Source organism: Acinetobacter pullicarnis, from assembly GCF_006352475.1.
In the GTDB taxonomy this organism is placed as follows: domain Bacteria; phylum Pseudomonadota; class Gammaproteobacteria; order Pseudomonadales; family Moraxellaceae; genus Acinetobacter; species Acinetobacter pullicarnis.
In genome coordinates, this window is record NZ_VCMZ01000001.1 from 1,966,325 (window position 1) to 1,980,225 (window position 13,901).

10 protein-coding genes and 1 pseudogene are annotated in these 13,901 nt (G+C 40.3%); 8 read left to right on the forward strand and 3 right to left on the reverse strand.

The window, feature by feature from the left end:
- The first annotated feature begins 68 nt into the window (after positions 1 to 68).
- From FD716_RS08650 to FD716_RS08675, 7 genes and pseudogenes are all read left to right on the forward strand, one after another.
- Positions 69 to 4,583, forward strand: coding sequence for a translocation/assembly module TamB domain-containing protein (locus tag FD716_RS08650; RefSeq protein WP_139851935.1), 4,515 nt, complete (start codon positions 69 to 71; stop codon positions 4,581 to 4,583).
- 183 nt (positions 4,584 to 4,766) lie between these two features.
- Entirely contained in the window at positions 4,767 to 5,141 is a 375-nt protein-coding gene (locus FD716_RS08655) for a hypothetical protein (RefSeq protein ID WP_139851936.1), read from the forward strand.
- Positions 5,142 to 5,195: 54 nt separating this feature from the next.
- Positions 5,196 to 5,367: pseudogene (locus FD716_RS19415) on the forward strand (glyoxalase superfamily protein).
- Positions 5,368 to 5,498: 131 nt separating this feature from the next.
- Positions 5,499 to 5,768 (forward strand): hypothetical protein, encoded by a 270-nt coding sequence (locus FD716_RS08660; protein WP_139851937.1) that lies wholly within the window; start codon positions 5,499 to 5,501, stop codon positions 5,766 to 5,768.
- 417 nt (positions 5,769 to 6,185) lie between these two features.
- Positions 6,186 to 8,825, forward strand: coding sequence for a bifunctional aconitate hydratase 2/2-methylisocitrate dehydratase (locus tag FD716_RS08665; RefSeq protein ID WP_139851938.1), 2,640 nt, complete (start codon positions 6,186 to 6,188; stop codon positions 8,823 to 8,825).
- 307 nt (positions 8,826 to 9,132) lie between these two features.
- The gene (locus FD716_RS08670; protein WP_139851939.1) at positions 9,133 to 9,321 is read left to right on the forward strand and encodes a hypothetical protein; all 189 of its coding nucleotides are present in this window, start codon (positions 9,133 to 9,135) and stop codon (positions 9,319 to 9,321) included.
- Positions 9,322 to 9,330: 9 nt separating this feature from the next.
- Positions 9,331 to 10,449: a hypothetical protein gene (locus FD716_RS08675; RefSeq protein ID WP_139851941.1), complete on the forward strand. Its 1,119-nt coding sequence runs from the start codon at positions 9,331 to 9,333 to the stop codon at positions 10,447 to 10,449.
- A 301-nt stretch (positions 10,450 to 10,750) separates the two neighbouring features.
- Here the strand turns inward: FD716_RS08675 and FD716_RS08680 are convergent, their stop codons facing one another.
- The 3 genes from FD716_RS08680 to FD716_RS08690 are packed head-to-tail and all read right to left on the reverse strand — an operon-like array spanning position 10,751 to position 13,461.
- The gene (locus FD716_RS08680) at positions 10,751 to 12,178 is read right to left on the reverse strand and encodes an ABC transporter ATP-binding protein (protein WP_139851942.1); all 1,428 of its coding nucleotides are present in this window, start codon (positions 12,176 to 12,178) and stop codon (positions 10,751 to 10,753) included.
- Positions 12,166 to 12,828: an energy-coupling factor transporter transmembrane component T family protein gene (locus tag FD716_RS08685; protein WP_139851943.1), complete on the reverse strand. Its 663-nt coding sequence runs from the start codon at positions 12,826 to 12,828 to the stop codon at positions 12,166 to 12,168. Before FD716_RS08685 ends, FD716_RS08680 begins: the two co-directional genes overlap by 13 nt.
- 3 nt (positions 12,829 to 12,831) lie before the next feature.
- Entirely contained in the window at positions 12,832 to 13,461 is a 630-nt protein-coding gene (locus tag FD716_RS08690; protein ID WP_139851944.1) for an MptD family putative ECF transporter S component, read from the reverse strand.
- A gap of 138 nt (positions 13,462 to 13,599) precedes the next feature.
- On the opposite strand from FD716_RS08690, the gene FD716_RS18875 reads away from it, so the two are divergent.
- Positions 13,600 to 13,752, forward strand: coding sequence for a hypothetical protein (locus FD716_RS18875; RefSeq protein ID WP_171477012.1), 153 nt, complete (start codon positions 13,600 to 13,602; stop codon positions 13,750 to 13,752).
- The last annotated feature ends 149 nt before the right edge of the window (positions 13,753 to 13,901 follow it).

The window sequence follows — 13,901 nt, forward strand, 5'->3', positions numbered from 1 at the left end:
GATCAGATGACGCAAGCCTTGCATTAGAACATTAACCGATAACAATGCATGAGAATATTGGAATGACGATGGTTGAAGTCGAACAGCAAGAACCACAGGCACCTCAACAGACTCCGAAAAAACGTTCGATTTTGCGCGGTGTAATCTATAGTTTTGTCTTTATTTTCGTGTGTTTGTTGGCCTCCATTGTGGTGATGGTCTCCACGGATAAAGGCAGTAAGTTTTTGCTTGATCGGGTGTTATCCACGCAGAGCCTGATCCAATACCAATATGAAAGCGGTAATATCGTTCAGGGTATTATCCTTAAAAATATTCGTATAGGTTTAACTGACTTAGAAATTAAAGTGGATCGCGCGGATGTCTCTTTGGGCTGGCGTGCAATTGTCAGTCGAGAAATCCATTTACGCCGTGCCAACATTTCAAATCTACAAGTGATTAACAGTGCGCCACCAAGCAATGAGCCTTTTAAGTTTAGTCCGATTAAATTGCCTTTTGTGCTGCGCTTAGACACGGTCAATCTCGATAAATTAGTGATTAAAAATGGCGAAACCGCGATTGATTTTAAACAGGTCTATTTAGAAGATGGCCTGTGGTCTGGGACGAAGTTGACGTTTGCTGATGCCAAAATGGATATGGGCTATTTGGCGCTTAAAAGTGCCTCTGGCAGTATGACCTTTGAAGGTAAATATCCGATTGATGCCAAGGCAGTGATCGATATTCCAGCACTACATAGTTTGAATATGAAGGATATTCATATTCATGCCCGTAATTCGCTAGACACGCTGCGTGTGGGTGTTGCGACTGAAACCCCCGATATGCTCACGGCATGGGCGGTATTACATCCTGTACGTCCAAATGTGCCGATGGTTGGGGCGGCAAATCTAAAAGACTATCATTGGCCACTGCTACAAGATCAGGAATTACTTTCAAAGCAAGGGATTATCAAATTCTCAGGTGATACTCAGTCATTGACACTCGATTTAGACACGGATATCAGTGGTAAAGATATTCCAGAAGGTCAGTATTCTGCGACGATGGTCACTGACTTGGTTAATCAATTAAATATTCAACAGTTTAATGCTCAGTTGATGGATGGTAGTGCCAATTTAAACGGTTTGGTGAGTTGGAAAGATCATGTGACTTGGGATATGAATGGTCGTCTTGATCGGCTGAATCCCAAAAATGAAATCATTCCCCAAGTGGTGCGTGACTTCTTACCACCAAGCTTGGATGCAGAAATTGGTTCTAAAGGTGAACTTAAAGATGGCTTAAAGCTCAATGCCAAAGTTGCTTTTGATCGTTATGAAACATGGAATCTTGAACTCAAGCAAGCTGAAGCCAAAAAACCAGATCATGCTGAGCCGATGCACCTCGATGTGCAATGGAATAAAATTGATCGTGCGATGCCTTATATCGGCTGGTTGAATAGTCAGACGGGTAAAGTCAACATCGTACTGGATGGAGATAAACAAGATATTGAATTGGCAACACAGATTGCCAAACATCCACAAGGCAGTCTGCCAGCGGGTGCCTATAAAGCAAAACTCAATATTAAAGACAATAATTTAAATGTTCCATCATTTAGCTTGGCAGAAGGTAAAGGCAGTCTCAGTGGCCGTGCATTTGTCGAGTTGCCGACTGAAAAACGCTTGCTTAAATGGACTGCATTACTGAATGCCAACAATTTCAATCCACAGCAAGTTGCTGCCGAAGCACCTTTTAACTTACTCAATGGTACGGTAAAGGCCAATGGTTATGCCAAGCCAAATCAACAGATTATCAAATTGGATTCGGTTGATTTAACTGGGCAAATGCTCAATGCAGGTAAAACAGAAACGGTTAAATTAACGGGTAAAAGTACGGCAGCCTTACTATTTGCTGACGAAAAAGCTGGGGGGGCTTTCCGCAGCTTCGCCGTGCAATATGATGGTGCTTTAAATGCTTCGCAATTACAGCAAGGCAGTGGTCGTCTTAAAATCAAAGTATCAGGCACACCCTCACTGATTAAAATTGGTCAGTTTGAACATGAAGGTATTGCAGGCGGCATATTTGCCAATGGCTTACTCAACTTGGAAGATGGGGTTGCTTGGGATGTAAATGCCTCTTTGATCCGTTTTAAACCGCACTATTTTGTTTCTTCATTACGTGGGCAAGTATCAGGTAATGTGAAGTCTCAAGGGAAGTGGTCGGATAAGCTAAAACGTATCAGTATAGAAAAGCTAAATTTAGCGGGTGTGATCAACGACAAAGTATTACGTGGTCAAGGTAATTTGGCGGTGCTGCTCAATTCAACTCAAGACGGGTTGATGCCAGAACAATTTGAAGCCAATAATTTATTCCTGTCGTATGCGCGCAATCAACTTCAAGCGACTGGTAATGCACAGAATCTTCGTTTAAAAGTGGATGCGCCGGCGTTATATGAATTGTATTCAGGCTTACGTGGTCGTGCTTATGGGTATTTAAATTTACAAGCCAAGCCGCGATTAAGTGCAACAGCCAATTTGGTGGTCGATAACTTTGCCTTTAATGGTCTGAGTGTTAAAAAAATCAGCTTGATTGGTGAGTTGCCGACTTCAGAGCGTGTTGCAACCACAATTAAGGCGCAAATGGATACCCTAAGATCGGGTGATCGTGAAATTCAACATGGTGCGATTACGTTAACCGGAACGCGTAAAGATCATATTTTGCAGCTGCAAGGTTGGAACTATTATTCCAAGTTTTATGTACAGTTTGCTGGTGGTCTCAATGCAAATAACGACTGGTTAGGTCAAGTTCAAAAAGGTGAGTTCGACTCGGTTCGTGTTCATTTAAAACAAAATGCCAATGCACCAATCATCTATACCGCAGCCAAGTCATCGCTTTATGTGGGACAGCATTGTTGGGCCAGTGATCAGAGTCAACTTTGCTTTGATCAGCCGATACAGGTTAGTCCAGCACGTGGCAATGTTTCCTTCCTAACGAAAAATATCGACTTAAAAGACTTCGCAGCCTTTATGCCAGAAGGTCTGGCCCTTACTGGTAAGGTCAATGGTTATGCCAAAGCATCGTGGGCACAAGGGGCTAAACCGAAAATTGATGCACGTTTAGTGACACGCAATGGTGAGCTAGGCTTGTCTGCTGCAGATCCAGATGATGTTGCGTCAACTTTAAGTTATGACGAAGCCAGTGTTATTGCCAAAAGCATCAATGACAAACTGTTATTAAGGGTTGATCTTAAGGCACCGAATATCGGAACAGGTTATGCCAATGTACTGGTTGATCCATATTCAGCCAGTAAAAATATGAGAGGTGAAGTGGCCTTCAATGAAGTGCAACTTAAAATCTTTAAACCTTTTATTGCCGACGTTCGTAAAATGGACGGCAGTTTATCGCTGGCAGGAAAAATTGGGGGCACCTTAACAGATCCGTTATTTGATGGCGAAATGCGCTTAAAAAATGGCGTATTTAGCATGGCTTCATTGCCTATCGATCTAAACAACATGCAGCTTTATTCCTCTATTCGCCAAAATCATGCCAGCATTAACGGGGCATTTAACAGTGGTGTTGGAGTCGGTCATCTGACGGGTGAGATTGATTGGAAAAATGATCCGCGCATTCAATTGCGTTTAAAAGGCAATAACTTAACAGTTCGCCAAGCGCCATTGGTCACTGCCGTGGTCAACACTGACATGGAAGTGGATGTATTGCCATTGAGTCGTCGCGTTACAGTGAATGGTAAGGTGGAAATTCCTCGGGCCTTGATTTCAATGCCAGAGTCGAGCCCAGATGTGGTCAACTTGTCTCCAGATGTACGTGTTGTACGTCAAGGTGATGATCAGTTGGCAATTCTACGTGCAGCTAAACCGTGGGATATTCGTGCAAATATTTCAGTTAGCTTGGGCAATCAAGTGATTTTCCAAGGCTTTAATAGTCGTATTCCGTTGATTGGGCGTCTAGATTTGACCCAACGGGGTTTAGAAACTGCAATGCGTGCCAACGGTGCAATTGGGGTCAGTCAAAAAGTAACCATTGAAGCCTATGGGCAAAACTTGGATTTGACCCGTGCAATTGCACGTTTTAATGGCCCGCTCTCCAACCCAACCCTAGATGTTGAAACCCGTAAAAACGTTTCAGGCAGCCTGATAGGGGTGCGTGTAACAGGTACAGCGACCAGCCCAAGCATTCAAATTTATAATGATGCTGGTTTATCTCAGCAAGAAGCCTTGAATGCCTTAATTACTGGGCGAATCAATGAAGGTGGCAGTGGTCTGAGCAATACAGAAGGCTTTAAATCTGATGTAAATAATACCATCGCTGCTGCGGGGATTAGTTTGGGTCTAGGGGGGACGCGTGCCTTTACCAATCAAATTGGCCGTACTTTTGGTTTAAGTGGTTTGGCACTCGATGCACAAGGGACCGGTGATGATACTCAAGTGAGTGTAACGGGTTATATTACACCAGACTTATATATTCGTTATGGTGTCGGCGTATTTACCCCAGTCAATAAACTGACTTTACGTTATCAGATGAATAAGCGCTTATATCTTGAGGCGAGTGAGTCGGTGGAAAAAGCCATCGATGTCTTCTATCACTGGCGCTTCTAGGATAAAAACGACCCCAATAGCCCAATGCAGATTGGGCTATTTTTTTATTTTAGGCTTGCTCTAATCTGCTCTTTTGGGCACTCGTTGCCATTATCACGCTTTTTTGTTTCACTGAAGGCTGTAAAAATATGCCGTATTCAGTATGATAGTGCGCAGAGAAATGCAGATATGGGTAAGTAGGTTATGAACAAATGGGTTGTAATATTGGGCGCTGGTTTATTATTGAGCTTGAGTGCATGTACAGAAAAGAAAGTCGCGACGCCTGAAGAACTGTGGCATGGCTACTGTACCAGTATTGGCAATGCTGCTCGTACCATTACTTTGGATCGTCAAAATGGGATTACGCGAGAAGAAGCGACTGCCTATGCTGAGAAAGTCACTGATGTGACCACCAATACCTTTCTAATGGGACAAATTGAAAAAGTTTATAGTTTCCCTGCAGATCAACTTAAAGTCGATAAAGATGCGTTACAGGCCAAGTTCAAACAAGAAGCCACGGATCTATGCTTAAAAACACCTTATGATCCAAATAAAATGCCAGATTACAAAGCATTTTAAGCCACAGACTTTTAGATTGTATAAAATAATTTAATTCAGCAGGAGTAACTTGAAATGCAACAACCGCAGCGGGTTACGCCTGTACTTCGAATTTTTGATTTGAGCAAAGCCAAAGAATTTTATATTGATTTTCTCGACTTCAACTGAGAAAACAGCATGGCATACCCTTGAGCTTTCAATCGTTGATCCATTTGCAAATCGACTAACCTTTTGGAAGGATCAATAATCCCAACTTGCCTTACTCGAATTGCTGAATAAAAGGACATTTTCGATCTTTAAATCTTATATCACTCTGTAGAAAAGCTTATCTGAATAGTTAATAATGGATTGGCCGAATCAGGATTTAAGGAGTAGGAAATGAATGTTGTTGCCTATTTACACAATGCAGATTTAATCATAGAAGATGAACAGGGCGCTGCGATTATCGGTGGGAGTCATTATGTACTGAGTCTCGGTGATCGCGTTTTCATAGAACAAGCAATTGATGAACAAGCAAAAATATACCAAGTGCAAATTTCTTTTGGCAGTGCAGAGCATTTAAGCTTGCATCAAGATCAAATTCAACTGAAATTCCAAGGCTGTCACGAGAGCTTAAAGCAGTACCTGCATAATAAAAAAGTGCATTAATCTGCAATCACAGCACATCATCAATCAAAATGATGACTCAGTTAGTCACTTTCCAGTCTGGGTCATTTTTAAATCGTATCTACTTATTCATCATTTACTGAAAAAATATAGATAAACGCATGAATTTTAGCCTTATTGTATTGTATTTCAGCTGTTTTTTAGACAAAGGGATTAATCCTTTGGTATAGCTATATTTTTCGGGGTGAAAGCCATACAATGTTGCGTAGTTGAACGAAACTAGATGCAAGATTTGTTGAATCGCATATTTATTTAAAAAATAATGGTCATCACGAATAAACACGTCACTTGCATTAACTTTTGCCTTGATTTTTAGTAGAATTTGATCGTCCATATTATCTGTAAAGCTTTTGACAAGCTGGAATTTACAGGCAATTTTTTAAAAAGAGGAATTACACTGTGCTAGAAGCTTACCGCCAACACGTTGCTGAACGTGCCGCACTCGGAGTCCCACCTAAGCCACTTGATGATGTTCAAACTGCTGACTTGGTTGAACTGTTAAAAAACCCACCTGCAGGTGAAGAAGCATTCTTAGTTGATTTGCTTGAAAACCGTATTCCTGCTGGGGTTGACCAAGCTGCTTATGTGAAAGCTGCTTTCTTAGCTGCTGTTGCAAAAGGCCAAACGACTTCACCGCTTGTGACCAAAGAACGTGCTGTTTACCTTTTAGGTACGATGCTTGGTGGTTATAACGTTGCGCCTTTAGTTGATTTGCTTGACGATGCAGCACTTTCTTCTTTAGCTGCTGAAGCATTGAAAAAAACATTGCTTGTATTTGATTCATTCCATGATGTGTCAGAAAAAGCCAAAGCGGGTAACGCTAACGCACAAGCTGTATTACAGTCTTGGGCAGATGCTGAATGGTTCACGAGCCGTCCTGACGTTCCAGCTGAAATCAAAATCACTGTGCTTAAAGTGACTGGCGAAACCAATACAGATGACTTGTCACCAGCACAAGACGCTTGGAGCCGCCCAGACATTCCATTACATGCAAATGCAATGTTGAAAAACGAACGTGATGGCATCAATCCTGAACAACCAGGTGAAGTCGGTCCGTTAAAACAAATCGAAGCACTTAAAGCAATTGGTAACCAAGTTGCATATGTGGGTGACGTTGTAGGTACCGGTTCAAGCCGTAAATCTGCTACGAACTCAGTACTTTGGTTCACAGGCGACGACATTCCACACATTCCAAACAAAAAAGATGGTGGTGTGTGCTTAGGTTCTAAAATTGCCCCTATTTTCTTCAACACCATGGAAGATGCTGGCGCATTACCTGTAGAAATTGACGTTTCTAACATGAACATGGGTGATGAAGTTGTTCTTAAAATCGATCATGCAACTGCGAAAGTTACTGCATTTAAAGATGGCGAACAAATTGCTGAAGCTGACCTTAAAACGCCAGTACTTCTTGATGAAGTCCGTGCGGGTGGTCGTATTAACCTCATCATCGGCCGTGGTTTAACAACCAAAGCACGTGAAGAGTTGGGTTTACCTGTTTCAACTGTATTCCGTACTCCAGTTCAGCCTGAGAACACCAGCAAAGGCTTTACTCAAGCACAGAAAATGGTTGGCCGCGCATGTGGTCTAGCAGAAGGTCAAGGCGTTCGTCCGGGTACTTACTGTGAACCACGTATGACCACTGTTGGTTCACAAGATACCACAGGTCCAATGACACGTGACGAATTGAAAGATTTGGCTTGCTTAGGTTTCTCTGCAGACCTCGTAATGCAATCTTTCTGTCACACTGCTGCATATCCAAAACCAGTTGACGTACAAATGCAACACTCACTACCGGACTTCATTATGAACCGTGGTGGTGTGTCTTTACGTCCAGGTGACGGTATTATTCACTCTTGGTTAAACCGTATGCTTCTTCCAGATACTGTTGGTACTGGCGGTGACTCGCATACACGTTTCCCAATTGGTATTTCTTTCCCAGCGGGTTCTGGCTTAGTGGCATTTGCTGCAGCGACTGGTGTTATGCCACTCGATATGCCTGAATCTATCTTGGTTAAGTTCAAAGGTAAAATGCAAGCTGGTATCACACTACGTGACTTGGTTCATGCGATTCCTTACTATGCCATCAAGGCGGGTGACTTAACTGTAGAGAAAAAAGGTAAGAAAAACATTTTCTCTGGTCGTATCCTCGAGATCGATTTAACAGAAATGGAAACTGAACTAACTGTAGAACAAGCATTCGAACTTTCTGATGCTTCTGCTGAACGTTCTGCTGCGGGTTGTTCAATTACACTTTCTGAAGGGAAAGTTGCTGAATACCTACAGTCAAACATTACCATGTTGAAATGGATGATTTCTGAAGGTTATGGCGATGCACGTACTATGGCTCGCCGTGTTGAAAACATGGAAAAATGGTTAGCAAACCCAAGCTTGCTTAAAGCTGACGCAGATGCTGAATACACCAAAGTCTATGAAATCGACCTTGCTGAAATCACTGAACCTGTACTTTGCTGCCCGAACGATCCAGATGATGCAAAATTACTTTCTGACGTTCAAGGCGTGAAAATTGACGAAGTATTCGTTGGTTCATGTATGACCAACATCGGTCATTTCCGTGCGACTGGTAAGTTGTTAGAAAACGTACCAGGTGGTTCATTGACTACGCGTTTGTGGATCGCTCCACCAACACGTATGGATGAACATCAGTTGATGGAAGAAGGCTTCTATAACATCTATGGTAAAGCTGGCGCACGTACAGAAATGCCTGGTTGTTCACTATGTATGGGTAACCAAGCACGTGTTGCACCAAATACGACTTGTGTATCAACGTCTACACGTAACTTCCCGAACCGTCTAGGTCAAGGTGCGAATGTATACTTAGCATCAGCTGAGCTTGCATCTGTAGCTGCAGTGTTGGGTAAACTTCCAACACCTGCTGAATATCAAGAATATGCTGCTCAAATTGATAGCATGTCTGCAGATATCTACAAGTACTTAAACTTTGACAAGATGGCTGAATATACTAAAGCAGCTGCTGAAGTCGATACCAAAAAAATCTCTGCGGCTCAATTGGCTTAATTGATCTCGTAGTATCAATAAGGGCTGATTATTCAGCCCTTATTTTTTTGGAGAGCTTAAAATTAAAAATGATGATCACCGGCAAAGACAGTTTAGTTTGCAGTATCACCAAGCTAAAAAGTGTGAGCGTTGGGAGTATTTGAGCATAGGTTATGCTTAACTTTACTTGTGATAAATCGTATTGTTTTATGACATTGTTTTTAAATAGAACTTTAGCGATTTGATAAAAACAGCGAAGGATTTAACCCTTTTTTATTGTTGATGCTATAATGCGGCAAGATTAGTCGATGTTGGACTGGAGAAGGTGATGCTATTTTTTTCAACAGAACGTCAGATTCGTAAAAAATTATTAGACAAATCGGATAGTAGTAAATACATCCGCGAAGATGCTGATCCTGAAAAAGTCGTGGCTGAAACCATGCGCTTGGTACAGCTTGAACTGGCACGTAAGCGTGAAGCACGTTTACTTCAGAGCCTAACCCTTACCAACGAATGAAAAAAATGAATGAATGGAATATTTTTAGCCCTTAGTGTCATTGTTATTGGCTATATTTATCAAAACAGAAACTTAGTTACCAAATACTCAACCACTGAAATGCCTGCACATCATTTATATTATAAAAGTGCAATTACAGGGTTTATCTTTTTCTTTATTGGTTTAGTTTGCACCTTTATTGTATTACTTAAACTTTCACTGATCGAATATCACCACGATAAAAATCTAATCGACAATATTGCATTTCTTCCAGATTTGAAAATACTCTGGTTCATGGGCTTTTGTTGTGCGTTGGTGATTTGCATCTTATTTGTCTGGTTAAAAAATTATATTCTGCTGCATGGTATTGATCGGGTTAATAATATCAATAAAATCTACGCCATGACTTTAACCACACCACTCGATAAACTGTTAAATGACTCGGCCTTTCTCTCTGAAGATGATTTTAAAAATAAAATTGTCATGCTCAGTATGGATGATAAAAAGATTTATGTGGGTACCGTGTTTCCTGACCGAAAAATATTTGAACGTTTTCTCTACGGACAAACAGAGTTTATTTTTTGCCCGATGTATAGTGGGTATCGGCATAAAGAAACGCTAGAGTTAGTCATTACCACCGATTACTTAAAAGACCAAAATGCGGATCATCATAAATACCAAGTAATTTTAAATCGCAAGAATATTGTCACGGCGACCAAAATTGATTTAGACACTTTATTTGATTTTATGGACAAGGAAGATTTTCTAAATAAACTAAATACTGTTTATGTGAAGAAATTACCGGTATTGGTGACCATGAAAAATAAAAATATTTATATTGGTCGATTGGCCGATAATATTTCAGCATATTCGACTTTAAGTGATGTTATTCACTTGGGCTTAAATTTATCGTATCAGTGTATTTATGAGCGAGATCAATTGAAAATTGATCAGTACTATGATTTTAGTAATACCAAAGATTTATATTGTAGTGTCAGCTTTAGAGAGGTCGAGAGTATTTGGTTTAGGACCAAGCCTGAAGATATTTGGCTTAAAAACAAACGTATGTCACCAGAGCTATTGCTTAAATTATTTGAGCATCGACTGGTCGATCAGCGTGAAATTGTCGAAGAAGAGCAACCGTTGTAAGTCTAGGTTTCGTTGGTGATGTTGAAGCGGCTTATTTATTTCGATTAAGAGTCAGTATTGAGAACTAACATGTACCTGGTTGAACAATAGATTGTAGTGCGTTCTTATAACTTTCAGGGCTATAGATATTCGTGGTTTTGCAACGATCTGCGTTACATTAAATACTAAAATCAATTGTAAATTTCTCGCCAAAGTTTTTAACCTGAATTCAATCAAGCCCAATAATGTAGTATTGGACTTGATTGAATCACGAATGAAAATATTTATAGGTATATTGAGCGTGTATAAACCATGCGATACATTAAGCCTTTAAGAAATCTAAAATACGCTGTTCATTATTTTTTACCGTAATGAATGCTGAGCCAGAATCCTGTAATAAAATCGCACGATGACAGGTCTTTAAAATAAACTCATAATCATGGCTAATAATAAAGATACTCGCGCTTTGGGTCTTTTGCTTGAGTACTTCAGCGACACTGAGCATACGTGCATAGTCTAGTCCCGAGGTTGGCTCATCTAAAATTAAATAGGGCACATTCTGCATACAAGCAACTGCGATACAAACCCTTTGCTTTTCACCGCCAGAACGCATTTGTGGAAGCTTGGTTCGCATATGCCACAAGTCCAGTTGTTGCAAGAGTTTCTTGGCCAAATGTAATTGCTCAATTGCATGTTGCCCAGCCAACAACTCTTGTTCAATGGTCTCGAAGAATAATTGTGAGTCGGTATCTTGCATTACATAGTAACTCTGCGCTAAACGCTGTTTGGGCGTTACTCCCGTACAGACTTCACCAGATTTAATCTTGCTCAGACCACAGAGTTGCCGTGCGAAGGTACTTTTACCAATCCCATTTTTCCCAAGCACCGCAATAATTTCTCCCTCTAACATAGAGAGATTTAAATTGCTGAGTAATACTTGCTGCGGGTGTTGTATCGTGAGATTTTTGCATAACTGAATCTCAGCCTGCCCAGTTAGATATTCAGCTTCAGCCTGTAATTGATTATAGTGCAGCGGTCTGAGTGCATATTCCTGATAATCAAAATCGACCAATTCTGCTGCAGAAATAACGTTGCTAATTTCTCCATTTTTCATGATAACCAGGCGATCTAGAATATCCTTTAAGAAAAATAAACGGTGCTCTGAAATAATAATGGTTTTACCCATGTGTTTGAGCTGTTTTAAAATTTCCCCAAGTTCATATGCAGATTTTAAATCGAGGTTTGCACTCGGCTCATCCAGCAAAATAATCGGGCTGTCATGCACTAAAGTTGAGGCAATCGCAACTTTTTGCTTTTCTCCGGAAGAAAGTCTATGGACTTCAGCAGACATCAAATGTTCAATATTTAATAACTGACATGCTTTACGTACACGGGCTCTAAGTTCTTGCCGTTCTAAACCAAAGTTTTCACCAATTAAAGCAATTTCATCTTCTACGATATTAGAGAAAAACTGTGACTTTGGATTTTGAAAAACATTTGCAATCCATTTACCTAATTCACCCACAGCCATTTGAGTAATAGGCTGACCTTGAATCAGAATTTGTCCAGTTAAATGACCTTGATAATATTTGGGAATAAGCCCATTAATGATTTTGGTCAGCGTGGTTTTACCACAACCCGAACTTCCGGTAATGACAATGAGTTCGCCAGCTTTGATTTTTAGATTGATATCTTTTAAACCATCAGTCTGACCGTCATAACAAAAATTGATATCTTTTAATTCCAGCATAACGCACCCAATAAAATAGCAATAAATGCCAATAGCACCAAGCCATCTTGTATTTTAAAACCGACTTCATGATAGCAACTACGTTGCCCTTGATATTCAATGCCTTTGGTCGTAACAGATTCAGCAATATCACTTGCCGTATTCAAAGCCTTATGGATCAGCGGAATGGCCAAATAGCGAAAGGAGTTATAAGGATGCAGCCAACCGAACTTGAATTTACGAATTTTCATGCTGTCACGAATATTAGACAGTGACTCGGTGAAGTCAGGAAAATACCGCAAAGCAATCGCGAGAGGGATAATTACTTTAATTGGAATACGTAGCTTTAATAGGGCTGCAACTAAATGCCCAGTTGAGTAGCAACGCATCAGATCCACCAAAATTAAAATAATGGTAAAGCGATATAAAAAGAAACTCAGCATGCCAAAGAATTTAAATGCAACCGATGATTCAGAATAAATCAGCAGCAGATGTAAGCTATAAGTGATAACGCCATAAATAATATAGCGGTAGGTACTCGGTCTTTTCTGCCAAAACGCGATGCAAATGACCAAGGTCAATGCAGCAAAATAAAATGGCGTAGGCAAGCTTGCGAGTGCAATACTTGCCATAAGCATCAGAATAAAAACAGTACGAGGGTCTAAATTCATGATTTATAACTGATCCAATAAACTATTTTTATTATTTTCTGTGAAGAACTTTTTATATAGCAACACTCCGAAAATACCACCAGCGCAAGCAAATAAAGAAGTGAAGATCAATATTTTAGAAACAAAGGCGAGATTGGTGTATTTGGCGACATGTGCAACGGCATCTGCCTCAGTAAACATTTCTGGAAACTGACTCATCAGGCCTGATTGTCCAAGAATCCAGACAAAAAATCCTGGGTGCAAACTATAAATAGCACCATAGACGGTATAGGCAATAATAATCCGGAAGTTAGAATGATATCCTTGGCCAGATAAAATCAGCTCTCCAATTAATGTGGCAGGAATAATCACAAGGCTCATTTGCCATAAACCCATCAAACTAAATAAGATGGAAAACACCACGCCAAAAAGAAAGAAACATCCTGGTTTAGCAATCTTTTTCAGCATGACCACAAAGATAATACCAGCCAATAATAATGAAGGGCCGACATGAGCATAAATTCCGATATCACCCAATAGCGGGGTGATAAATGTGGCAACCAATGAATTACAAATAAATGCCATGGTCGCCAATACGCCAATAATCGAGAGATCTTTAATATTTAAATTTTTCACAATAGAGATACGCTTCATTAAAAATTCAAATGAGAAACTATATCATTTGTGTTTGTTTCTCAATCATCGATGTCGGCTATCAGGTGATATGTCTGAATTTCGATAACAATATTTGAATTACTTGGGAGTTGTTTCAATTTTGGAGTCAAGCATCATGTGTCCAGTACTTCCACAGAAAGCATCGTTAACTACACCAACGCAAGTTTAAACCTGCTCGAACAGTGTGTTGCAGAATGTCGACTTATGGCAAAAGCAGCTGATGCAGAGCGAATTGATAAAGAGCGATTGAATGAGGCGTGGCCTGAGTGAGTTGAAATATAAGGATGGACTTAGAAATACTGGTTAAGTATTATCACGTGAAACGTGAAAAATCATTAAAAATCCCAAACAGTGATGATTTGGCTTTTTTAATAAATTAAGTGATTGATTTTTATTTGGATATTTGAAAGTTTCGCATA

Bases quoted from the DNA above. Each gene is read 5' to 3' on its own strand.
- FD716_RS08650 (WP_139851935.1), top strand. From the start codon at position 69: ATGGTTGAAGTCGAACAGCAAGAACCACAGGCACCTCAACAGACTCCG.
- FD716_RS08655 (WP_139851936.1), top strand. From the start codon at position 4,767: ATGAACAAATGGGTTGTAATATTGGGCGCTGGTTTATTATTGAGCTTG.
- FD716_RS08660 (WP_139851937.1), top strand. From the start codon at position 5,499: ATGAATGTTGTTGCCTATTTACACAATGCAGATTTAATCATAGAAGAT.
- FD716_RS08670 (WP_139851939.1), top strand. From the start codon at position 9,133: ATGCTATTTTTTTCAACAGAACGTCAGATTCGTAAAAAATTATTAGAC.
- FD716_RS08675 (WP_139851941.1), top strand. From the start codon at position 9,331: ATGAATGGAATATTTTTAGCCCTTAGTGTCATTGTTATTGGCTATATT.
- FD716_RS08680 (WP_139851942.1), bottom strand. From the start codon at position 12,178: ATGCTGGAATTAAAAGATATCAATTTTTGTTATGACGGTCAGACTGAT.
- FD716_RS08685 (WP_139851943.1), bottom strand. From the start codon at position 12,828: ATGAATTTAGACCCTCGTACTGTTTTTATTCTGATGCTTATGGCAAGT.
- FD716_RS08690 (WP_139851944.1), bottom strand. From the start codon at position 13,461: ATGAAGCGTATCTCTATTGTGAAAAATTTAAATATTAAAGATCTCTCG.